General features: G+C 55.4%; 23 protein-coding genes. 9 read left to right on the top strand and 14 right to left on the bottom strand.

Annotated features, from left to right (window positions below; genetic code table 11):
- Positions 1-70: 70 nt before the first annotated feature.
- The 11 genes from mgtE to Q5Y71_RS07060 form a co-directional block, all read right to left on the bottom strand.
- Complete coding sequence (gene mgtE, locus Q5Y71_RS07010; protein ID WP_371877006.1) at positions 71-1,438, bottom strand: magnesium transporter; 1,368 nt, start codon at positions 1,436-1,438, stop codon at positions 71-73.
- A 107-nt stretch (positions 1,439-1,545) separates the two neighbouring features.
- A complete protein-coding gene (locus tag Q5Y71_RS07015; protein ID WP_301417356.1) occupies positions 1,546-1,815 on the bottom strand; it encodes an HPr family phosphocarrier protein in 270 nt (89 codons plus the stop codon).
- Between the two features lie 25 nt (positions 1,816-1,840).
- Positions 1,841-2,701, bottom strand: a complete 861-nt coding sequence (rapZ, locus tag Q5Y71_RS07020; protein WP_306041119.1) for an RNase adapter RapZ — start codon at positions 2,699-2,701, stop codon at positions 1,841-1,843.
- A 139-nt stretch (positions 2,702-2,840) separates the two neighbouring features.
- Positions 2,841-3,302: a PTS IIA-like nitrogen regulatory protein PtsN gene (ptsN, locus tag Q5Y71_RS07025; protein WP_306041122.1), complete on the bottom strand. Its 462-nt coding sequence runs from the start codon at positions 3,300-3,302 to the stop codon at positions 2,841-2,843.
- 3 nt (positions 3,303-3,305) lie between these two features.
- Positions 3,306-3,596: a ribosome hibernation-promoting factor, HPF/YfiA family gene (hpf, locus tag Q5Y71_RS07030; protein WP_301417362.1), complete on the bottom strand. Its 291-nt coding sequence runs from the start codon at positions 3,594-3,596 to the stop codon at positions 3,306-3,308.
- A gap of 252 nt (positions 3,597-3,848) precedes the next feature.
- The gene (locus tag Q5Y71_RS07035; protein WP_306041125.1) at positions 3,849-5,309 is read right to left on the bottom strand and encodes an RNA polymerase factor sigma-54; all 1,461 of its coding nucleotides are present in this window, start codon (positions 5,307-5,309) and stop codon (positions 3,849-3,851) included.
- Between the two features lie 152 nt (positions 5,310-5,461).
- Positions 5,462-6,187: an LPS export ABC transporter ATP-binding protein gene (lptB, locus tag Q5Y71_RS07040; protein ID WP_306041127.1), complete on the bottom strand. Its 726-nt coding sequence runs from the start codon at positions 6,185-6,187 to the stop codon at positions 5,462-5,464.
- A 96-nt stretch (positions 6,188-6,283) separates the two neighbouring features.
- Positions 6,284-6,829, bottom strand: a complete 546-nt coding sequence (gene lptA / locus Q5Y71_RS07045; RefSeq protein ID WP_306041128.1) for a lipopolysaccharide transport periplasmic protein LptA — start codon at positions 6,827-6,829, stop codon at positions 6,284-6,286.
- Entirely contained in the window at positions 6,816-7,385 is a 570-nt protein-coding gene (gene lptC / locus Q5Y71_RS07050; protein ID WP_306041130.1) for an LPS export ABC transporter periplasmic protein LptC, read from the bottom strand. The genes lptA and lptC overlap by 14 nt, the downstream gene beginning before the upstream one ends.
- A complete protein-coding gene (locus Q5Y71_RS07055; protein WP_306041132.1) occupies positions 7,385-7,924 on the bottom strand; it encodes an HAD family hydrolase in 540 nt (179 codons plus the stop codon). The genes lptC and Q5Y71_RS07055 overlap by 1 nt, the downstream gene beginning before the upstream one ends.
- Before the next feature lie 64 nt (positions 7,925-7,988).
- Positions 7,989-8,960, bottom strand: coding sequence for a KpsF/GutQ family sugar-phosphate isomerase (locus Q5Y71_RS07060; protein WP_306041134.1), 972 nt, complete (start codon positions 8,958-8,960; stop codon positions 7,989-7,991).
- 593 nt (positions 8,961-9,553) lie between these two features.
- On the opposite strand from Q5Y71_RS07060, the gene Q5Y71_RS07065 reads away from it, so the two are divergent.
- The 5 genes from Q5Y71_RS07065 to hisD all read left to right on the top strand — a co-directional run bounded on the left by Q5Y71_RS07065 (position 9,554) and on the right by hisD (position 13,883).
- On the top strand, positions 9,554-10,207 hold the full coding sequence (locus tag Q5Y71_RS07065; RefSeq protein ID WP_306041136.1) for a phospholipid-binding protein MlaC: 654 nt from the start codon (positions 9,554-9,556) through the stop codon (positions 10,205-10,207).
- Positions 10,208-10,294: 87 nt separating this feature from the next.
- Positions 10,295-10,528, top strand: a complete 234-nt coding sequence (locus tag Q5Y71_RS07070; protein ID WP_306041137.1) for a BolA family protein — start codon at positions 10,295-10,297, stop codon at positions 10,526-10,528.
- A gap of 42 nt (positions 10,529-10,570) precedes the next feature.
- Positions 10,571-11,833, top strand: coding sequence for a UDP-N-acetylglucosamine 1-carboxyvinyltransferase (murA, locus tag Q5Y71_RS07075; protein ID WP_306041139.1), 1,263 nt, complete (start codon positions 10,571-10,573; stop codon positions 11,831-11,833).
- A gap of 69 nt (positions 11,834-11,902) precedes the next feature.
- The gene (hisG, locus tag Q5Y71_RS07080) at positions 11,903-12,544 is read left to right on the top strand and encodes an ATP phosphoribosyltransferase (RefSeq protein WP_306041141.1); all 642 of its coding nucleotides are present in this window, start codon (positions 11,903-11,905) and stop codon (positions 12,542-12,544) included.
- A 16-nt stretch (positions 12,545-12,560) separates the two neighbouring features.
- Complete coding sequence (hisD, locus tag Q5Y71_RS07085) at positions 12,561-13,883, top strand: histidinol dehydrogenase (protein WP_306041143.1); 1,323 nt, start codon at positions 12,561-12,563, stop codon at positions 13,881-13,883.
- A 197-nt stretch (positions 13,884-14,080) separates the two neighbouring features.
- On the opposite strand, the gene Q5Y71_RS07090 is transcribed toward hisD, so the two are convergent.
- Together Q5Y71_RS07090 and Q5Y71_RS07095 are read right to left on the bottom strand one after the other, a co-directional pair.
- Complete coding sequence (locus tag Q5Y71_RS07090) at positions 14,081-14,512, bottom strand: nuclear transport factor 2 family protein (RefSeq protein WP_306041145.1); 432 nt, start codon at positions 14,510-14,512, stop codon at positions 14,081-14,083.
- Positions 14,513-14,525: 13 nt separating this feature from the next.
- On the bottom strand, positions 14,526-15,668 hold the full coding sequence (locus Q5Y71_RS07095) for a S1C family serine protease (RefSeq protein ID WP_306041147.1): 1,143 nt from the start codon (positions 15,666-15,668) through the stop codon (positions 14,526-14,528).
- Positions 15,669-15,969: 301 nt separating this feature from the next.
- Between Q5Y71_RS07095 and sat the strand changes: the two genes are divergently transcribed.
- Positions 15,970-17,160, top strand: a complete 1,191-nt coding sequence (gene sat / locus Q5Y71_RS07100; RefSeq protein WP_306041149.1) for a sulfate adenylyltransferase — start codon at positions 15,970-15,972, stop codon at positions 17,158-17,160.
- An 85-nt stretch (positions 17,161-17,245) separates the two neighbouring features.
- On the opposite strand, the gene Q5Y71_RS07105 is transcribed toward sat, so the two are convergent.
- Positions 17,246-17,686, bottom strand: coding sequence for a YhcB family protein (locus Q5Y71_RS07105; protein WP_306041151.1), 441 nt, complete (start codon positions 17,684-17,686; stop codon positions 17,246-17,248).
- A 382-nt stretch (positions 17,687-18,068) separates the two neighbouring features.
- Between Q5Y71_RS07105 and zapE the strand changes: the two genes are divergently transcribed.
- From zapE to rpsI, 3 genes are all read left to right on the top strand, one after another.
- Positions 18,069-19,193 (top strand): cell division protein ZapE, encoded by a 1,125-nt coding sequence (gene zapE / locus Q5Y71_RS07110; RefSeq protein ID WP_306041152.1) that lies wholly within the window; start codon positions 18,069-18,071, stop codon positions 19,191-19,193.
- 120 nt (positions 19,194-19,313) lie between these two features.
- Entirely contained in the window at positions 19,314-19,742 is a 429-nt protein-coding gene (rplM, locus tag Q5Y71_RS07115; RefSeq protein ID WP_301417395.1) for a 50S ribosomal protein L13, read from the top strand.
- A 15-nt stretch (positions 19,743-19,757) separates the two neighbouring features.
- Positions 19,758-20,150 (top strand): 30S ribosomal protein S9, encoded by a 393-nt coding sequence (gene rpsI, locus Q5Y71_RS07120; RefSeq protein WP_306041156.1) that lies wholly within the window; start codon positions 19,758-19,760, stop codon positions 20,148-20,150.
- Positions 20,151-20,326 lie beyond the last annotated feature (176 nt).

Genomic DNA, 20,326 nt, shown 5'->3' on the forward strand with positions numbered 1-20,326 from the left:
GTGTGTTGGAAGGCTATCCCGACTCTGCTAGGCCTGTAGCGGCGCTCCGTCACAGGCTGTTTTTGCCCATTTAGCTAAAGTACCAGGTGGCGAGCCCGAGGAAGGACATAAAACCCACAACGTCTGTCACCGTTGTGAGTGCCACGCCACCGGCCAGGGCGGGGTCAATATGTATGGCGCGCAATACTACTGGAAGTATGGCTCCGGCCAGAGCCGCTGTGATCAGATTGATCACCATCGCCGCGACAATGATTAGAGCGATGTGTATGTCGCCAAACCACAGAGCGGCGATCAGTCCAATCACCAGAGACCAGAGAAGGGCATTCAGGGCGGCCGAACCCAATTCCCGGGAGAGCAGCCAGTTCAAGTTGCTTTTTCCGATTTGCCCAAGTGCCATGCCCCGGATAACGACGGTGAGCGTCTGGCTGCCGGCCACGCCGCCCATACTGGCGACAATGGGCATCAGTACAGCCAGGGCCACTACCTTCTCCAGGGTATTCTGAAACAGGCTGATCACCCAGGAGGCGAGGAGGGCGGTTAGCAGATTGATACCCAGCCATAGTGCGCGCCTGCGCGCGGTGCGCCGTACGGGCGCAAAGGTGTCCTCCTCCTCATCCAGACCGGCGAGACTCATCAGCGAGTGGTCGGCGTCCTCGCGAATCACATCCACCACGTCGTCAATGGTGATGCGTCCCAGCAGGCGGTTCTCTTCATCCACCACCGGAGCCGTGATCCAGTCGTATTTCTCAAACAGTCGGGCAACTTCGGTATCGGGCATATCCGCGGGGATGGGTTCCACATCGGTATTGACCACCTCGCGCACCGTGACCGAAGGATCTGTAGTAAGCAGTTTTGACAGGGGTAGCAGGCCGATATATTCCCCTTTGCGGTTTACGACGAACAGGCTGTCAGTGGACTCCGGGAGTTGTTCGTGGCGGCGCAGGTAGCGCAGGACGACATCCAGACTCAGGTTGGGGCGCACCGAGATGGTGTTGGTGTCCATCAGGCCACCGGCGGTATTCTCATCATAGGCGAGCACACTCTCCACCCGCAGGCGGTCCGTCTCGCTCATGGATGAGAGCACTTCTGCGACGATGCGCTCAGGGAGTTGCTGGAGGATGTCGGCGATATCGTCCGCATCCAACCCCTCCATGATCTCCACCATTTCCTCGGTATCCATGGTGTTGAGGATCTGGCTGCGCACCTCGTCGCTGAGCTCCTGCAGTACCTCACCCTCGATATCCCGGTCGATAAGGCCCCACAGAACCTGGCGGATACGGGGGGGAGAACTTTCCAGCAGTTGCGCGATGCTCTGGGGTGTCAGAGTTTTGAGCATGCGCCGGACTTCCTGCCCTGTGCCGCTATCGAGCGCGGCAAACAGCGCGCTCAGCTGGTTTTGGGCGCGGAACTTGATTTCGGCTTGGGGTGGGCTGGACACAACGAATCCTTACTGCAGTGGTTGGAAAGGCGGCAGCCGCCGGGATAAAGCTGCGGCGATTTTATGTGCTTCGGGGGGCGCAAGCCAGTGGTACCTGTCTTTGCAGTCTACTCGGCTTCGCCAAAGCGATCCGAGATCAGGTTGCAGATGGCGCTGAGTGCTTCGTCTTCATCGGGACCGTTAATTTCCAATGTCAACTCGGTGCCCTTGCCCGCTGCGAGTAGCATCAGCGCCATGACACTTTTGGCATTGACGGATTTACCTTGGCAATGCACCTGGATATCGGAGGAAAAGCGCGCTGAAGTTTGTGCGAGTTTGCTGGCTGCGCGAGCGTGTAAGCCGAGCTTGTTGATAATGGTGAGTTGCTGTTTATGCATAGGGGACTTTCGCGCAATGGAATAGCTATCTCCGTTGCTCGCGATGGCGGATCTGCAAGCTGTCGAATTGCGGTGAGAAGGTTTTGGCCAATTGTTCCACCATGTACACCGAGCGGTGGCGTCCGCCGGTACAGCCAATGGAGATGCAGGTGTAGCTTCGATTGCTTTTTTGGTAGGAAGGCAGCCATCGCTGCAGGAACTGGGTGATGTCGGCCTCCATCTTATCGGTTTCTGGGTGGGCGCGCAGAAATTGTTTCACCTCGGGGTCCCTGCCGGTTTTCTTTCTCAGGACCGGCTCCCAATAGGGATTGGGAAGACAGCGCAGGTCGAATACCAAGTCCGCGTCTACCGGTACACCGTACTTGAAGCCAAATGACTGAAATAGAATGGCCATGCCATTGGACTGTTTGCCAACCACCCGGTTTTTAACCAGTTCACGCAGTTCGTGCAGGCTCAGGCTGCTTGTGTCGATCACCATATCTGCCATGGCTGCGATAGGGGACAACAGTTCCCTCTCCTGATTGAGGGCTTCGAGCAGATGAGTGCAGTTATTGCTAAGGGGATGTTTGCGACGGGTTTCACTGAAACGTTGCACCAGTATCGGCTCGCGCGCATCCAGATAGATCACATCGCATTGCACTTCATTTGCTCGCAGGGATTCAATCACCTGAGGCGCCTGTTTGATATCCTGCCACAGGTTACGGGCATCAATGCCCAGGCCCAAACGGGTATTTTCCTGTGGTGGCTGGTCTCCAGCCCATTTGACCAGTTGGGGCAGCAGGCTGGTCGGCAAGTTATCAATACAGTTAAATCCCACATCCTCCAGCAACTGGAGAGCTGAGCTTTTACCGGAGCCGGAACGGCCGCTGATGATCACCAAGCGCATAGAGAGTCCCTTTGTGAGGTCGGCACACTGGCGTTGTAAATTGGAAACAATGTATCACTGTTTACTTGCGGTTTGTGGTGCACACATACCGCCGTTTCCACCGGGCATGGGTTGCTTGGGCTGAAGTTTAGTGTTCAGTTCAGGCGGCTGCGGCACTGTCTAAGGCCAGCGCATAGAGTTCATCACTGGTTTTCGCCTGCCTTAACTTATCCTTTATCTGGTTATCGGAAAACAGGGCGGCGATTTGTGCAAGTGTCTCAAGGTGTTGTTGCTCTGCATCTTCAGGTACCAGCAGGGCAAACAGTAAATCCACAGGTTGGCGATCTGTAGCGTCAAAATCTACTGCAGGCTTGATGGTGCAGAGCACGCCAATAGGCTGTCTGCAACCAGGCAGGCGACAGTGTGGTATGGCAACACCCTCCCCGATGCTGGTGGAGCCGAGGCGCTCGCGGGCAATCAACTGATTGAAGATGGTATCGGCGTCATGTTGAGAATATTGCTCGGCGATTGCCTGGGCAATATTGAGCAGTAACTTCTTTTTGCTGCTCCCTGCCAGATGGCAAAAGCTGAGGTGGGGGGAAAGTAATGCTTCGAGTGTCATAATTCAGCGGTGGCTTTGCAACTTCTCTTTGTGCTTTTTGAGTTGGCGGTCCAGTTTGTCCGCGAGCGCATCAATGGCCGCGTACATATCACTATCCTCAGAGCCTGCACAGAGGTCATGACCATTGATATGTACCCGGGCTTCGGCTTTCTGGATCAGTTTTTCAACGGATAGGATGACTTGGGCGTTAGTAATGTTGCCGTAATGCCGAGACAGCTTTTCCAATTTGTTTTCGCAGTAACTGCGCATGGGGGGGGTGATATCGACGTGGTGACCACTAATGTTGATCTGCATGGATTTCTCCTTACCGAGTGCACTGCATACCGGCAAACGGCTTCCTTTCGGGCCGCAACCCTACTAGGAAGTGGGCCAGAATGGAAGCATATACTCAAAGTTTGGGTTTTGGTTGGGGGATAAAACCTACAGGGCGCCAGTCAGTTTGTGACTGCATGTGAACTCTGGGTCGAGCAGTCGGCCACTGCCAGTTGGGGGTGTAATGAAACCGAGCGCTGGGCAGCATTGCCGTTAAGAATGGATAGCGGTGGGTCAGGCTAAGCGTTTGCGCTCACTGGAAGAGGGGATTCCCATGGACTCCCGGTATTTCGCTACTGTGCGGCGTGCTACCTTGATTCCCTGCCTGTCGAGTTCCTGGGCGATTTTATTATCCGAAAGGGGCTTGCGTGGGGCTTCGGTATCAATCAGTTTGCGAATCATTGCGCGAATGGCGGTTGACGAGGCGTCCTCGCCGGAATCGGTGCTGACATGGCTGGAGAAAAAATATTTGAGCTCGTAAACGCCCCGGGGAGTCAGCATGTACTTCTGGGTGGTGACTCTGGAGATAGTGGATTCATGCATGCCAATGGCTTTGGCAATATCTGCCAGTACCATCGGCCTCATGGCCTCGGGACCCTCTTCGAGGAATCCCTGCTGTTTCTCAACAATACAGGTCGCCACCTTGAGCAGGGTATCGTGGCGGCTCTGCAGGCTTTTCAAAAACCAGCGCGCCTCCTGGAGGTGGTCCCGCAGGAAGCTGTTTTCTCTGGAGTTATCTGCGCGCCTGACCAGGGCGGCATAGTGATTGTTAATACGGATTTTCGGGGTGATTTCCCCATTCAGATCCACCTGCCAGCGCAACCCTTTGCGGGAAACAAGGATGTCAGGAATGACGTAGGCGGTCTCCTCTCTGCCATAGCGCTCCCCGGGGGTGGGGTTTAGGGTCTGGATCAGGCGAATTACCGCGCCTAACTGGGCCTCATTCAGGTTTGTGCGCCGGCTCAGTTGGCGGAAGTCCCGTTTTCCGAGCAGACTGAGATGGCGTTCAATAATGTCCTTGGCCTGTTTAAGCCAGGGTGTGCTGGCTGGCAGCTGCTGCAACTGCAACAGCAGGCACTCCTGCAGGTCCCGTGCGCCACAACCAGTGGGCTCGAACTGCTGGATCGCTTTGAGCACGGCGAGGACCTCATCCTCTTCAACATGGAGGGACGCTGTGATCTGTGCAATGGGGGTTCCCAGCAGTCCGCAGGGCTTGATCGCATCAATCAGGTTTTCACCGATCCACTTGTCATGCGCAGATAGTGTGGTGAGGTTGAGTTGCCAGTGCAGGTGATCCTGTAGACTGTCTCCGGGAGCACTGTGCTCAAACTCTAATTTGTCACCATCGAATCCACTGCTGTAGTTGCCGTAGATTTCGTCCCAGCGGGAGTCCAGCGGCAACTCGTCGGGAATATTCTGGCTCCAGCTGTCTTCACTGAGTTCGTGCTCACCACTGGAGGAGGCGATTGCACTTTCTGAGCCAGCTGTCGGCTCCTGCTGGGCGTTGCTCTCTGCGATATTGGCTGTAGAGAGAACCTCGTCAGTCTCGACTTCCAGCATTGGGTTGCCGTCCAGAGCGGCCTGGATCTCCTGTTGTAAATCCAGTGTCGACAGTTGCAACAGGCGTATTGCCTGCTGCAACTGCGGGGTCATGGTCAACTGGGTGCCGAGCTTAAGCTGAAGAGACTGCTTCATAGTGGGGCGCTACAAACCGAGGTGGCCGGTATTCACCAAAAGTTACCCATAATGGCGCAGACTACCCCGCTTGCCGGGATAACACAAGCAATAAACGTGCCTATAAATCATGCCCAGTGTGGAATTTGAGCGCAAAAATGGCAGCTTTTCCTCTAGATGGTAAATTCGTGCCCCAGATAAACCTCGCGCACCTGCTGATTCACGAGCACTTCTTCCGGAGTGCCGGCGGCGATAATATGGCCTTCACTGACGATATAGGCGGTTTCACAGATATCGAGGGTTTCGCGCACATTGTGGTCGGTAATCAGGACACCAATACCCCTGTTGCGCAGGTGGCGGACAATGTCCTTGATATCGTTGACCGAGATCGGGTCTACCCCAGCAAAGGGTTCGTCCAGCAATACAAACCTGGGATTTGTGGCGAGTGCGCGGGCGATTTCCACCCGGCGGCGTTCTCCTCCTGAGAGGGCCATCCCCAGACTGTGCTCGATATGGGTAATATTGAACTCACTGAGCAGTGCCTGGGCCTGCTGCTGGCGTGCAGAGCGGGACAGGTCCTTACGGGTCTCAAGGATGGCGAGAATATTGTCGCGCACCGACAGGCGGCGGAATACTGAGGCCTCCTGGGGCAGATAGCCGATCCCTTTGCGTGCACGACCATGCATGGGAAGGCTAGTGATGTCTTCATCATCGATTAATACCCGCCCGGTATTGGCCCGGACCAGGCCAGCGATCATGTAAAAGCAGGTGGTTTTCCCGGCACCATTGGGGCCCAGAAGGCCAACTATCTGACCACTGGTGACGCTGACGGAGACATCCTGAACGACTTTTCTTTTCTTGTACTGCTTGGCGAGGTGTAACGCTTTGAGCGTTGGCATAGTGTGTTCCGAAATCTTTCCCTGCCGTGGGCACAGAGTGCCTTCCGGTAAAGGTTTGACAGTGAATTAGTACTGTATCCAGGCTCGGGTAGGGACCTATTGACCCTCTCTCCCGTTGTTGGAGGTTTCTTTCTTTTCCGGCTTCCAGATCATCTCCACGCGACCTTTCCCGGTCTGTCCCCGGGCACTCAGTTGTTCGGTGGTGAGGTCATAGTTGATCTTTTCTGCTGCCAGGGTATTGCCATCCCGGTCCACTAGGGCCTCGCCGGTAAGGAGAAGTTCTTCCGAGCTGACAGAGTATTCTATGCGCCGGGCGCGCGCCTTGACGGGGTTTTCCCCTGCGAGGATCTTCTGCTCGAAGTGAGCGGGTTTTCCCTCAGCGATGACGCGCCGGACCTCCTTGTCGGTTGTGAAGTAGACCTCGACACGATCCGCGCGTATTTTCAGGGAGCCTTGGGTAATGACAACGTTATTACTGTAAACGACCAGGTTACTGCTCAGAGCGGCATTCATCGCATCAGATCTAATATTCACGCGCTGTTCGCGGTCTTCAGGTAATGCATCTACCCCCGCGGTGAAGAATAACAGGGCTGCAGCGGTGGAAATCTTGCACAGGTGACGGAATAGGTTAGTCGGTGTCATAGCTGCTCTTAACGTCCGATAGGATTTCCACCCGGTCTTCACTCAGATAGGCGCGCATGCCCTTGCCGGTGGTACGGTTGGGGCCGGAGGTGATAGTAACAACTTTGTCGGTTTCGGCGAACTCCCTGTCTGGCAGGAGAGTAATGCTGGGTGTTTCCAATTTGATACCACCTATGGCGGGTAGTTCATCAATCACCACTTCTCCTTCCAGGACTACCCGTTCACCGCGATTGTAGACGGTACCCCACCTGGATTCAGTGCGCCATTTTGGTTGGTCATCCTCGTAGAAGAACAGGCGTGGCTCTGTTAGGTCGGCCCGGTCACGGCGTTTGAACTGGTAGTAGGTAATCTGCTGGGCATCCACCCGGTAGGCCAAGTTACCCTCTTGATCAAAGTGCCGGGTCTTGGCGTTGCGAATGATCAGTTCGGCGGCGCGGTCCTGCTGTTGGGGCGTGGGGCGGATGCTCAGCAACTGCTCCGGCGGGCTTTCGGAGAACCAGAGCCCCACACTGATCAGCAGTATAACCAGTAGTAACGGCAGCCAAGTGCGGCGCATCAACCTTCTCCAAGGTAGGGGGCAAGCGCCATATCAAATGTCCCCTGAGCCCGCATGATGTGATCACAGACTTCGCGCACAGCACCCTCACCGCCGCAGGCATCCGTGATCCATATAGCATGCTCGCGCACGGGTTGGGCAGCATTGGGCGGTGCAATTGGACAGCCAATGCGCGTCATGACCAGAAGATCGGGATAGTCATCGCCGATATAGGCGATCTCCTCAAGCCGACAGGGCTCATCGGCCAAAAGCTCCTGCAAGGCGTTGAATTTATCTTCTCGACCCTGGATCAACTTGCTGATGCCGAGTTCGTGTGCGCGGCGCTCGACCACACTGCTGCGCCGGCCGGTAATAATGACCACATGCACACCGGATTTCTGTAGCATTTTTATGCCATGCCCATCCAGAGTGCTGAATGTTTTGAGTTCGTTACCGCTGCTGTCGAAGTAGAGTTTGCCGTCAGTGAGGACGCCATCTACATCCAGTACCAACCAGCGAATGCGCTTCAATGCACTGTTTAATCGTTCTTCTGGGATCACTGGAGTATCCTTGTAGGTTATCGACGGCTGCGGCACTTTTCCGCTCCGTACAGGATTGTTTATTTCAGATGACGCCGGCGCGCAGTATATCGTGCATATGTAGTACGCCGATCGGAATATGGGTTGCATCTTCCACGACAAGAGCGGTGATCTTGTAATCTTCCATAATTCTCAGCGCTTCCGCGGCCAGGGTTTCGGCGGAAACCGTCTTCGGACTGCGGCTCATCACTTGCGTCATGGTCGCCTGGTCAAATGCCACTTTCTGATCGATTACGCGGCGCAGGTCGCCATCGGTAAATACACCCAGTAATTTCCCACTGTGGTCGATAACCGTAGTCATGCCAAAACCCTTGCTGGTCATTTCCAGAAGAGCTTTGGACAACAGGGTTTCCGGGTGCACTCGGGGCAATTCTTTCCCGGCGTGCATCACATCTTTAACTTTGAGTAGCAAGCGTCGCCCCAGGGCTCCGCCGGGATGCGAAAAAGCGAAATCCTCGGCGGTAAATCCCCTGGCCTCAAGCAGGGCCACTGCCAATGCATCACCCATCACGAGGGTGACGGTGGTAGAGGAAGTAGGGGCCAGGTTGAGCGGGCAGGCCTCTGTTTGTACCGAGATGTCCAGATTGACCTCGGCAGCCTGAGCCAGGGACGAGTCGGCTTTGCCGGTCATACTGATCATTGGGATGCCAAGCCGTTTCAGCAATGGCAGCAGGGTGAGTACTTCCGTCGAGGAGCCCGAGTTGGAAATCGCGACTACCAGGTCGTCGCGGGTAATCATTCCCAGGTCTCCGTGACTGGCCTCGCCCGGGTGAACGAAGAAACTCGGTGTACCAGTGCTGGCCAGGGTTGCGGCTATCTTGCGTCCAATATGCCCGGATTTTCCCATTCCGGTCACGATGGTGCGGCCAGAGCACTGCAAGATCATCCTGCAAGCCTGTTGAAAGTCGCCATTAATTCTGTTTTCCAGTCCGGCGACAGCCTCTGCCTCCATGCGAACGGTGCGGCGCCCTGCCTGCAATATCAGATCCTGAGTCATCAAATGCCTCTGGTTTGCTAACGTCTATCTACGTAGGTTTGTACAAATAGTAATCTTCCCCAGCCAGGATAAGCTGCGGGAACGATTTGACACAGGGACGTGTCGCCCCTGGTCTGGAACCAGTGAAAGCGCTGGAAACACCTGCATCAGCGCATATTTGCGGTAGTTTTTCAATAAAGCGGTGATCCAATCGATGCTGAAAGACTGGTTGGACTGCCAGAATAAGTGGCCAACTTGTGATAGTGCTACCAGTCTCTGCCAGCGGCATCGCGCAATCTTTGAGATACGCTGTCCGATCGGGCTGGTTTTCCTCCCCCTCCTGCTCTTCTACTGTCGTGCTAATCTATATTATTAGCGGGCTACTGGCGCGGGAACCCGCCGAACAACCGGGAGGGGTGATCAAATGACATTCCAGTACACCCCCCACATCTTCAGGCGCGGTCATGGTATAGTCTGCCGCCGCTGCTGTCAGCTTTGTCATTCAATGGATGAACGGCAAAGCCCTTCTTCTCAGGCATCGGGCGGCATGATCGATATGGCACTTATTTACGCTGTTTGCGTCCAAGGAAAAATTGGATAACAGGAGACTCTTTGTGAACACATCATTTTGGATTGATCGGCAAGGTTTGTCACAGTGGCTAAAGTGTGTGCTCTGCGCATTCCTGGTATCTGCGGCAAGCTCTGCAGCGAATGCCGCTCAAAATCCCTATGTGGTGATCGAAGGGGTATCCCAACAATTGTTGAGTGTGATTCGCTCGAATGCGCTATATGCCAATAGTGACCCGCAGAGATATTACAGCGCCGTAGAGAACGTGCTGATACCGATTGTGGATTTTGATTTTATTGCGATCGGTGTAATGGGGCGCTATGCCAAACAGGCTACAGCGAGCCAACGCTCGCGTTTTACCAATACGTTCCGTCGGGATCTGGTAGCAACATTTGCCCGTGGAGTGGCGAATTTTGGTGATCTGGATGTGAAAGTGGTGAATCCGGGAACGGTTCCCATCGGAAATCGGGTCAATGTCCTGCAGGAGGTGCGCAGTAAAGAGGGAATTACCAAGGTGTCCTATACCTTGGTACGCAATCGCGCGGGGCAGTGGAAGTTGATCAATGTGATTCTCAACGGGGTCAATCTGGGTAAAACGTTCCGCAGTCAGTTTGCCCAGTCAATGCGGACCCATGGCGATATCGACAAGGTAATTTCCAATTGGTCCGCAGCACAGGATGTTGCTGATCAAGTGAGCTAATTGGCGGACGTTGGAGCGTTCTGCTGCGTGTCCTGCGCGAATCGGGTACACTTGCGTACCGTTTTTACATCAACCCAAATCCCGCCTATGCAACCTGATGAAATCAAAGCCCTGATTGAGGGACAAATCCCCGAGAGTAATGTGAATGTTGCCTTTGAGGGCAGCCACCTTGTGGTGACTGTAGTGAGCAGTGCCTTCGAAGGCCTGACCCGTTTAAAGAAACAGCAACTGGTTTATGCAGTGCTCAGCGAAAAGATTGCCGATGGCACATTGCACGCCGTCCAGATGCAGACTCTGACCCCGGAAGAGGCCGGTCGTTAACCTGCACCATGAGTACTGGTGGCACCCCAACTATGAGACCGAATGGATAAGTTATTAATTGAGGGCGGCAGTCCGGTGTCCGGAACATTGCGAATCTCCGGTGCAAAAAATTCAGCTCTGCCTATTTTGGCTGCAGCCCTGTTGGCAGACGGGCCGGTACATATTCGCAATCTGCCGCACCTGAATGACATCACCACCATGATCACGCTGCTGCGCTGTATGGGCTGTGATGTCACAATCGATGAGCAACTGGGTGTCGAGATTGACCCCCGCTCGGTCAATGATCTGACAGCGCCTTACGAGTTGGTAAAAACCATGCGCGCATCGATTCTTGTGCTGGGCCCCCTGCTGGCACGTCACGGTGTGGCCAATGTTTCCTTCCCGGGGGGTTGTGCCATCGGCAGCCGCCCGGTGGACATCCACCTCAAGGGCCTGGAGGCCATGGGTGCGGAAATCACCATTGACGGCGGCTTTATCCGTGCGCGTTCCAATGGCCGTTTGAAAGGCGCCAACATCGTGATGGAGAAAGTCACTGTCGGTGGCACAGAGAACCTGTTGATGGCCGCTGTGCTGGCTGAGGGCACAACTTTGTTGCAGAACGCCGCACGGGAGCCCGAAATTGTCGATCTGGCAGAATTCCTGATTGCCATGGGTGCGCAGATTGAGGGGGTGGGTACGGATACCTTGCGTATTCACGGTGTGCTCAAGTTGCACCCTTGCACCTTTACGGTGATGCCGGATCGCATTGAAACCGGGACCTTTCTTGCAGCCGCTGCCGCAGCGCGGGGCCAAGTGCGCCTGCTGCACACCCGCGCGGATATTCTCGATGCCGTGTTGCTCAAGTTCGAGGAGGCCGGTGCGCACCTGAGCTGTGGAGAGGATTGGATTGAGCTTGATATGAAAGGCAATCGTCCCAAAGCGGTCAGTTTTCGCACAGCACCCTATCCGGCATTCCCCACAGACATGCAGTCGCAGTTTACCGCGATGAATGCCGTAGCTGAGGGTAAGGGTGCGGTGGTAGAGACGATCTTTGAAAACCGCCTGATCCAGGTACACGAGCTGAACCGCATGGGAGCGGATATTGCCCTGGAGGGCAATACCGCGATAGTCACCGGGGTAGAAAAGCTTAAAGGGGCTCCAGTGATGGCCTCTGACCTGCGCGCCTCGGCGAGTCTGGTCATAGCGGGTATGGTTGCCGAGGGAACGACCACCGTCGATCGCATCTACCATATCGATCGGGGATACGAGTGCATTGAGGAAAAATTACAACAGTTGGGGGCGAATATCCGCCGTCTGGCCGGTTAGAGATAGAGCAGTGCCAGCCTTCATATTGCAGAGGTGGCAATCAATCGGGAAGCTGCGCAAACAACACCAATGACTATGCCAATCACCATCGCCTTAACCAAGGGAAGAATCCTGCGGGAAACCCTGCCAATACTCACCTCTGCTGGACTGGCGCCCTTGGAGGATCTTTCAAAGAGTCGCAAGCTGACGTTTCCCACGGAATGCGCGGGGGTGCGCCTGCTTCTCCTGCGTGGTGTGGATGTGCCTACCTATGTCCAACATGGTGCGGCGGATATGGGGGTGGCGGGCAAGGACACCTTGCTGGAGCACAGTTCCGATGGCCTCTATGAGCCCCTGGATCTCGAGGTTGCCCGCTGCCGCCTGATGACAGCCGGTATCAAAGGGACGGAACTGCCCCATGGCCGGATCCGGGTGGCGACCAAGTTTGTCGAAAGTGCCAAACGCTATTACGCTGCCAAGGGGCGCCAGGTCGATATCATCAAATTATACGGTGCTATGGAGCTGGCGCCGCTGATGGGGTTGGCCGATGAAATCGTCGATATTGTGGACAGTGGCAACACGCTGAAAGCCAACGGCCTTGAGGCGAGAGAAACCATTGCACACATCAGCAGCCGTCTGATCGTTAACAGGGCCGCCATGAAAATGAAATATCACCTGATTGGCGATCTGATTGAAAAGCTGGCAGCGGCGACCACCCGCACCCAGGGTTAGAAATTTTCCAGATACTATGACAAGTCAGTGCATTCGCCGGCTGAATACAGCGGAAAAAAACTTTGATACGCAGCTGGACCAATTGCTGGCCTGGGAAGCGGTTGCCAGCGATGCAGTGGCGTCCGTGGTTGCAGAAATACTGCAACAGGTGCGCAGTCGGGGCGATGCCGCGGTCATCGAGTATACCAATCGCTTCGATCGCCGCGAGCTGGTTCGGGCAGGTGACTTTATTGTGGCATCCGCCGATCTGAACGCGGCTCTGCAGCGTATCAGCCCCGAGGACCGTGAAGCGCTTGAAGTTGCCGCCCAGCGGGTGCGGGACTACCACTACCACCAGATGCAGGAATCCTGGCACTACACTGAAGCTGATGGCACAGTGCTGGGGCAGCAGATTACCCCGATGGCGCGGGTGGGGATTTACGTCCCCGGCGGCAAGGCTTCATATCCCTCCTCGGTTTTGATGAATGCCATTCCAGCTAAGGTTGCCGGCGTTGATTGTGTGAATATGGTGGTGCCAGCGCCGGATGGGAAATTGAATGATCTGGTTCTGGCGGCTGCGGGGATTGCGGGTGTCAATCAGGTGTATACCATCGGTGGTGCCCAGGCGGTGGCGGCACTGGCATATGGTACCGAGACCATTGCTGCAGTGGATAAAATTGTCGGTCCTGGCAATATTTATGTGGCTGCTGCCAAGCGCGCGGTGTTTGGCCGTGTGGCCATCGATATGATTGCGGGGCCATCGGAGATACTGGTGATCTGTGACGGCGGCACCGATCCAGACTGGATTGCCATGGACCTGCTTTCCCAGGCCGAGCACGATGAGATGGCGCAGTCAATTTTGCTGTGCCCGGATGCACAATTCCTCGATAAGGTGGCGGTTTCTCTGCAACAGCTGCTGACCGATCTGCCCAGGGCGCCGGTCGCACGAAAATCCCTGGCCAAACGGGGGGCCTTGATTCAGGTTGGTTCGCTGGAGGAGGCAATAAGGCTTTCCAATCGCATAGCCCCTGAACACCTGGAGGTTTCTGTCGCCGATCCCGAGCGTTTTCTGCCGCAAATACGCAATGCCGGCGCTATCTTCCTTGGTCGCTACACCGCAGAAGCATTGGGGGATTACTGCGCAGGTCCCAACCATGTGCTACCCACCAGTGGTACTGCCCGCTTCTCATCGGCGCTGGGGGTGTATGATTTCCAGAAGCGCAGTTCCGTTATCTATTGTTCCGCCGAGGGCGCTGACAAACTGGGCCGTGTTGCCGGGACGCTCGCCCGCGGCGAGGGATTGGAGGCCCACGCCCGCTCCGCCGCGTTTCGCATCAAGGGTGATACCTCCGGCCAATAAACCGCTCCTCCATGGCCCGGCGGCGGATATTTAACGTCGTTTTTGAGTGGCTGGCGTAGTAACGGTGAGACCTTCCCAGTGCTTTTCAAGGTTGCGTAGCGGTTATACTTTGAGCACCCATGGTGCAAAACTACAGAGATTGCCGAGTCAACAGCGCTTTTTTCCCTGTATGGGTATTACATTGAGCCCGGATGGACTCAGTCAATGTGCGGAATTTTTGTCGCCTGCCAGGCAAGTGCGCGCCACTCGCCTTTTTGTTTGACAAAGGTTCCGGTGTTGAAATAGTGGTTAGCTTCCCCGCTGGTGCTGTCATCAGCTAGCAATTTGAACGCCACAATGGCGGTGTCTCCCAGCAGTCGGATATCAATATCTTCAGCGGTGTAGCGCACGGATACCAGGTCACTGCCTGGGTTTTCCAACCCCTGCATAATCTGGCGCTTACCGAATCGCTTGCCAGCTGAGCTGGTATAGATCAGGTCTTTGGCCCAAAAGCGGCGGTGGACTTCCGCATTGATGGCGGCATTGTTGAGAAAGTGGGTAAGAAGCTGCTTGAGTTTTGCCTGGTCGTCAGCTTGGGCCGGGGCGATGGTCAGTACCAGAAACAGGACCAGGGATAGTGCACGCATCATAAACTCTCAGTGGTTAATCTGTGGCGGTGGATGGCTTGGGTTTGACTGAGACTGTTGCTTCCACGGTATGCGCGGAACCGTCGCGGACAAAGGTGATGGATACGGTATCGCCAGGCCGCAAGGTTGCCATTGTCGCCTCACCCTGCTTGCCATCGCCGATTGGGAGACCATCAATATGTGTCATGACATCCCCCGGCTTGAGCCCTGCAGTGTGGGCGGGGCCTTCATTGTAGATGGCCGTGACCATGACCCCCCCCGCTGAGCTCAGGTTGAACTCCCTGGCCATCTGCGGGCTGATGGCACTGGCCTCTATGCCGAGCCAACCGGGTACCACCCGACCGTAAGCAATAATGTCCTGCATCACTTTAAAGGCGATGTTGGCGGGGATGGCGAAACTGATGCCTCCTGAGTACCCGGACTGGTTGAGAATTGAGGTATTGATCCCCAGCAGGCGCCCCTGTGAGTCAACCAAGGCGCCACCTGAGTTGCCGGGGTTTACCGCAGCATCCGTTTGCAGGAAGTTCTGCAAATACCCACCTCTGCCAGAGTTCTCCAGATGGCGTCCCTTGGCGCTGATGATCCCCTGAGTCACTGTCTGGCCAACTCCAAAGGGATTGCCTATCGCCAGAACGATATCCCCCACCTGAGCGGCTTCGGGTTTCCCGACGGCGATTGAGGTGAGATTGGTGAGTTCAATCTTCAAGACCGCTAGGTCGAAATCTGCATCGCTGCCCACTAGCCGCGCCTGCGCCTCCCGGCCATCTGCCAGCAGGATAACGATGGCGTCGGCCTGGTCGACGACATGGTGATTGGTGAGGATATAGCCTGTATCGCTGACAATCACACCAGAGCCCAGGTTGGATTGCATCCGCTCCCGCTGGGGTACATTCATATTATCGAACAGCCGGCGGAACAGGGGATCACTAAAAAGGGGATGCCGTCGTTGTGGCACGGCTGTACGGGTATAGATATTCACGACGGCGGGGCCGGCGAGATTCACTGCGCGGGCGTAGGATACGGGGCCTTGCCAGTCTTCCATCGCAGGGGAGGGCGCACTGCCGCGCAATTGCGGAAAGACAACCAATAGCAGGGCTGCAATGGCAACACCTACCAGCGAGGGTAGGGCCCACTCCTGTATAAAGCGATTTTGCGACACTCTCGACTCCTCCTTGCGTCGATTATACACACGTCTCTTCAAGGATTCGCTGAGAATCGGGCGTGGTTGTTCTGGGAAAGCCGCTCTGCGACAACCGGTACACGACCGTTTGGCATACCATTCGCGAGATGCGGTGCCGCTGAAATTCTGTTTTGGAGCTCATCTACAGCACAGTGTTGCCCATCTTGCAGTATGCGGACATTTTTGTATATGCCTGGCATTGGTGTGCCTGAATGGATGCGTATAATGGCCAGTCGAAAATTTAAGATTAACCGGCAACTTTTGTTTTTGGAGACCAGACATGTCCCTAGTTCGCCCCCACGGCAGTGTTGAGCTGCAGCCGCGTTTTGTCTATGACAGTGAGCGGCATCACCGGTTAATGCACGAAGCGGAATCGTTGCCCTCTATCGTGGTTAGTTCTGCCGCCGCCGCCAATGCCGTGATGCTGGGTGCAGGTTACTTTAACCCTCTGCACGGCTATATGAATCTCGCAGATTCCCTGAGTGTGGCGGAGACACTGCGCACGGTGGATGGCCTGTTCTGGCCGGTGCCCATATTAAATCTCGTAGAGGATGTCAGCGCGATTGAAGGGGCCTCCCGCATTGCATTGCGCGACCCGAATGTCGAAGGAAACCCGGTGTTGGCAGTGATGGATGTGGAGGCCATTGAAACTCTATCCAGCGAGCAAGTGGGTCTTATGGCCAAACAAGTTTTTGGTACCCTGGATAAACAGCATCCCGGCGTAGCGACTTTCCAGTCAACGGGCCGCAAGCTGGTTTCTGGCCCCATTGAGGTGCTCAACTTCAGCTATTTCCAAAATGATTTTCCGGATACTTTTCGAACCGCGGTTGAAATCCGCAATGAATTTACTGAGCGTGGCTGGAGCCGGATTGTCGCTTTCCAGACCCGCAATCCCATGCATCGCGCCCACGAGGAACTGTGCAAAATGGCCCTGGAGGGTGTGGGAGCAGATGGTGTCCTGATTCACATGCTGCTGGGGCAGTTAAAACCGGGGGATATTCCCGCACCAGTGCGCGATGCCTCTATCCGCAAGATGGTGGAATTATACTTCCCCGCCAATACGGTGATGGTGACTGGTTACGGCTTCGATATGCTCTATGCGGGCCCGCGCGAGGCGGTACTGCATGCTGTATTTCGTCAGAACTGCGGCTGCAGCCACCTGATTGTCGGTCGTGATCACGCAGGTGTAGGTGACTACTACGGGGCCTTTGATGCACAGACTATCTTCGATGAGCAAGTACCCGGTGGTGCCCTGGAGATCGAGATTTTCCGAGCTGACCATACAGCCTACTCAAAGAAGCTGAATAAAGTTGTGATGATGCGCGATGTACCGGATCACACCAGAGAGGATTTTATTCTCCTGTCCGGCACAAAAGTACGCGAAATGCTTGGTGGTGGTATTGCACCTCCGCCGGAATTCTCCCGCCCGGAAGTAGCAAAAATCCTGATGGATTACTACCAAAGCCTTTGAAGGCAGAAATACAAAAGGCGGATCGTCCCCGCCTTTTTTGTTTGCAGTTCAGGCCGCTCCACTCCTGTTCCTGGCGTGGGAACTCTCAGCTTCCGGCATGGGCCTCTTTGTCCAGGTCGTAGTCCTCGGCCAGGGTCCCTTTGGTGCCCGGTTCTTTCGGTGCCCAATCCCGGGGTGGTTCCATATCCTTCAGTTGACTATCGTCATTTTGCAGCTTGCCGCTACCGGCTTCGAGCATTTGTCGCCCGATATCCTGATTGGAGAGGCGCAGGGCGCTATTGGTCAGGTATTCGTGAACGTCCCTGTAGCTCTCAGTGAGGTTGTGAACCAGTTGGGCGGTCTGGTCAAAGTGCTCGTTGACCTGAAGCTGGAAATCCCGCAATTGGCCGTTGGCTTCTTGCAGACGCTCCTCCAGTTCCTGGGAGCGTTCTCCACTGGTACGCCCGCGGACTGTCAGGAATGCCAGAAAGGCGCCCAGTATCAAGCCGAGGATGCCAACTAGAATTAATACCGATGTAGAGTGCACTTACTACCTCCTCAACTTTCCGTATAGGCACCGGCGATCTGAGTTTGATATTGCAACGGTCGCTATCGGGTTGGTACTTCGCTCCATGACTTGGGCGATGTTCCCAAAGGCAACCCCCCAACTCCATGTGAACGGGTCCAGTATACGTGATTATTCACCCGACATTTAAACTGCTTTGCCAATGTCGGTACAAAGGTCAGCCGCCAGTCCCGGATTACCGCCAATTTCTGGCCGAGTGGGTGGGGTTGAGGATTGGGCAGCCGCTATTGTACTGGGAAGAGCCGGTATCATTCCGGCTTGGGGGTGTCGGTACCTAGGCGGTTTCGCAGAGTATTTGTTAGAGTGCGCGCCGATAAACCCGTTGTTGAAGACCTTTTCCCCTATGTTGTCTGCCAAACCATCTTTAGCTTCCCCCATTGAACGTTACGAAAGTGATTTGCAGCGCCCGGATTTTACCCTGGATCTATCCCAGCGGGCCGCGGTGCAGGCGTTGCAGGATTTGTACCTGCGCTTGGTTGCCCGGGCCGAGCGGGGTGCTATTGCCCGTCTGGTGTCGCGCCTGCGCGGAAATGCGATGGTGCCGGAAACGGGGCTCTACCTCTGGGGCGGGGTCGGCCGGGGCAAGACGTATTTGATGGATGCTTTTTTTGAATCTCTGCCATTTGCACAGAAACAACGCACGCACTTCCACCGTTTTATGCGCCAGGTGCACAGAGAGTTGAAAGAGTATACAGGGGAGAAGAACCCCCTGGACAAGGTGGCTGACAAGATTGCCCGCCGGGTGCGGGTGTTATGCTTTGACGAATTCTTTGTGTCCGATATTGCCGATGCCATGATCCTGGCGGGTTTGCTAGAGGCGCTGTTTAGTCGGGGGGTGTCTCTGGTGGCCACTTCCAATATTGAGCCTGAAGGGCTTTACAAGGATGGCTTGCAAAGAGCGCGGTTTTTGCCGGCCATCGATTTGCTTCAGTGCAACACCAAGGTGGTCAACGTTGATGGCGGTATCGACTACCGCTTGCGCACCCTGGAAATACTGGAACTCTACCACACACCTTTGGGCAGGGCGGCAGAGGACAGCCTGGCCTATAGCTTTGCGCAGTTGAGTGTGGATGGCTGTGAAGTGCGCAGCAATGTGCAATTGCAGGTGGAAGGGCGGCCCATTCTGGCCCTGAAAGTGGCGGATGATGTCGCTTGGTTTAACTTTGCCGACTTGTGTGATGGTCCCCGCTCCCAGAATGACTATGTAGAACTGGCGCGGGAGTTTCAGACCATACTGCTGGCGGCGGTCCCCAGGTTTGATGCGCGAATGGATGCCCAGGCAAGGCGTTTTATTCACTTGATCGATGAACTCTATGATCGCTGTGTAAAGCTGGTGGTCTCTGCCGAGGTGCCGGCTGAGCAGCTATACGGTGGACATCACCTGTGCTTTGAGTTTGAACGCGCGGTCAGCCGGTTGCTCGAAATGCGCTCCCGCGAATACCTGGAGCGCGCACACAGGCCCGGGTAAGGCTGGTGAGGGCGGTGGCTCAGGTTGAAAATGGCTTGAAATGCCAACACGCCTTTTGTACTATCCGCGCTCTTTTGTGGGACGGCCCCCAATCCAGGGGCACATACAGGTGTTTATAACATGAAGACTTACAGTGCCAAGCCAGAAGCGGTAAAGCGCGACTGGTACATTGTTGACGCTGCGGACAAGACTCTCGGCCGTATTTCTGCCGAGATCGCCCACCGCCTGCGCGGCAAGCACAAGCCTGAATATACGCCCCACGTGGACACTGGCGATTACATCATCGTGATCAATGCCGAAAAGGTCCGCGTGACCGGCAACAAGGCCATAGACAAGATCTACCATAGTCATTCCGGCTACCCTGGTGGCCTCAAGTCCATCAGCTTTGAGAAGTTGATTGAGAAGGCCCCTGAGCGCACGATTCAAAGCGCCGTTAAAGGCATGCTGCCGAAGGGCCCGCTGGGCCGCGCCATGTTCAGGAAGTTGAAAGTTTACAGTGGCAGTGTACATCCGCATGCGGCTCAACAGCCGATTGAACTGGCGATCTAAACGGGAATAATTCTGATGGCAACTACTCAATACTATGGTACCGGCCGCCGCAAGACCTCCACCGCCCGCGTGTTTGTCGTGCCTGGAGAGGGAAAGATCATTGTGAATGGTCGGGCCCTGGACGAATACTTCGGCCGTGAAGTGGCTCGTATGATCGTGCGCCAGCCGCTGGAAAAAGTCGATATGGCAGAAAAATTTGACATCAATGTCACTGTAAAAGGCGGTGGTTCCTTTGGCCAGGCGGGTGCTATCCGCCACGGCCTGACCCGTGCTCTGATGCAGTACGACGAGGCGCTTCGCCAGCCGCTGCGCAGCGCAGGCTACGTGACCCGCGACGCCCGCGAAGTAGAGCGTAAAAAGGTGGGTCTGCGCAAAGCACGCAAGAAGCCACAGTTCTCCAAGCGTTAATTTTTGGGCCCGGCACATGCCGGGCTTTTTTTATTCCGCAGTTTGCCTGTCGCGCGTATCTTGACGGATTTTGCTCGGTTTGTCGCAGTTTCACTGCGCGATTTCCGGTGCCTCCATGTCTTTGCCTTGTATCAAAATGGCATTTTCTTTAACATTGCGCGGATTTGTATCCGCTT

Source organism: Microbulbifer sp. 2205BS26-8 (assembly GCF_030731025.1).
Lineage (GTDB): Bacteria > Pseudomonadota > Gammaproteobacteria > Pseudomonadales > Cellvibrionaceae > Microbulbifer > Microbulbifer spongiae.

Coding starts and splice junctions, on each gene's coding strand:
- rplM (WP_301417395.1), top strand. CDS start 19,314: ATGAAGACTTACAGTGCCAAGCCAGAAGCGGTAAAGCGCGACTGGTAC.
- Q5Y71_RS07060 (WP_306041134.1), bottom strand. CDS start 8,960: ATGACTCAGGATCTGATATTGCAGGCAGGGCGCCGCACCGTTCGCATG.
- hisG (WP_306041141.1), top strand. CDS start 11,903: ATGACTATGCCAATCACCATCGCCTTAACCAAGGGAAGAATCCTGCGG.
- murA (WP_306041139.1), top strand. CDS start 10,571: ATGGATAAGTTATTAATTGAGGGCGGCAGTCCGGTGTCCGGAACATTG.
- sat (WP_306041149.1), top strand. CDS start 15,970: ATGTCCCTAGTTCGCCCCCACGGCAGTGTTGAGCTGCAGCCGCGTTTT.
- zapE (WP_306041152.1), top strand. CDS start 18,069: ATGTTGTCTGCCAAACCATCTTTAGCTTCCCCCATTGAACGTTACGAA.
- lptC (WP_306041130.1), bottom strand. CDS start 7,385: ATGCGCCGCACTTGGCTGCCGTTACTACTGGTTATACTGCTGATCAGT.
- rapZ (WP_306041119.1), bottom strand. CDS start 2,701: ATGCGCTTGGTGATCATCAGCGGCCGTTCCGGCTCCGGTAAAAGCTCA.
- lptA (WP_306041128.1), bottom strand. CDS start 6,829: ATGACACCGACTAACCTATTCCGTCACCTGTGCAAGATTTCCACCGCT.
- Q5Y71_RS07090 (WP_306041145.1), bottom strand. CDS start 14,512: ATGATGCGTGCACTATCCCTGGTCCTGTTTCTGGTACTGACCATCGCC.
- hisD (WP_306041143.1), top strand. CDS start 12,561: ATGACAAGTCAGTGCATTCGCCGGCTGAATACAGCGGAAAAAAACTTT.
- lptB (WP_306041127.1), bottom strand. CDS start 6,187: ATGCCAACGCTCAAAGCGTTACACCTCGCCAAGCAGTACAAGAAAAGA.
- ptsN (WP_306041122.1), bottom strand. CDS start 3,302: ATGACACTCGAAGCATTACTTTCCCCCCACCTCAGCTTTTGCCATCTG.
- Q5Y71_RS07035 (WP_306041125.1), bottom strand. CDS start 5,309: ATGAAGCAGTCTCTTCAGCTTAAGCTCGGCACCCAGTTGACCATGACC.
- hpf (WP_301417362.1), bottom strand. CDS start 3,596: ATGCAGATCAACATTAGTGGTCACCACGTCGATATCACCCCCCCCATG.
- rpsI (WP_306041156.1), top strand. CDS start 19,758: ATGGCAACTACTCAATACTATGGTACCGGCCGCCGCAAGACCTCCACC.
- Q5Y71_RS07070 (WP_306041137.1), top strand. CDS start 10,295: ATGCAACCTGATGAAATCAAAGCCCTGATTGAGGGACAAATCCCCGAG.
- Q5Y71_RS07015 (WP_301417356.1), bottom strand. CDS start 1,815: ATGCATAAACAGCAACTCACCATTATCAACAAGCTCGGCTTACACGCT.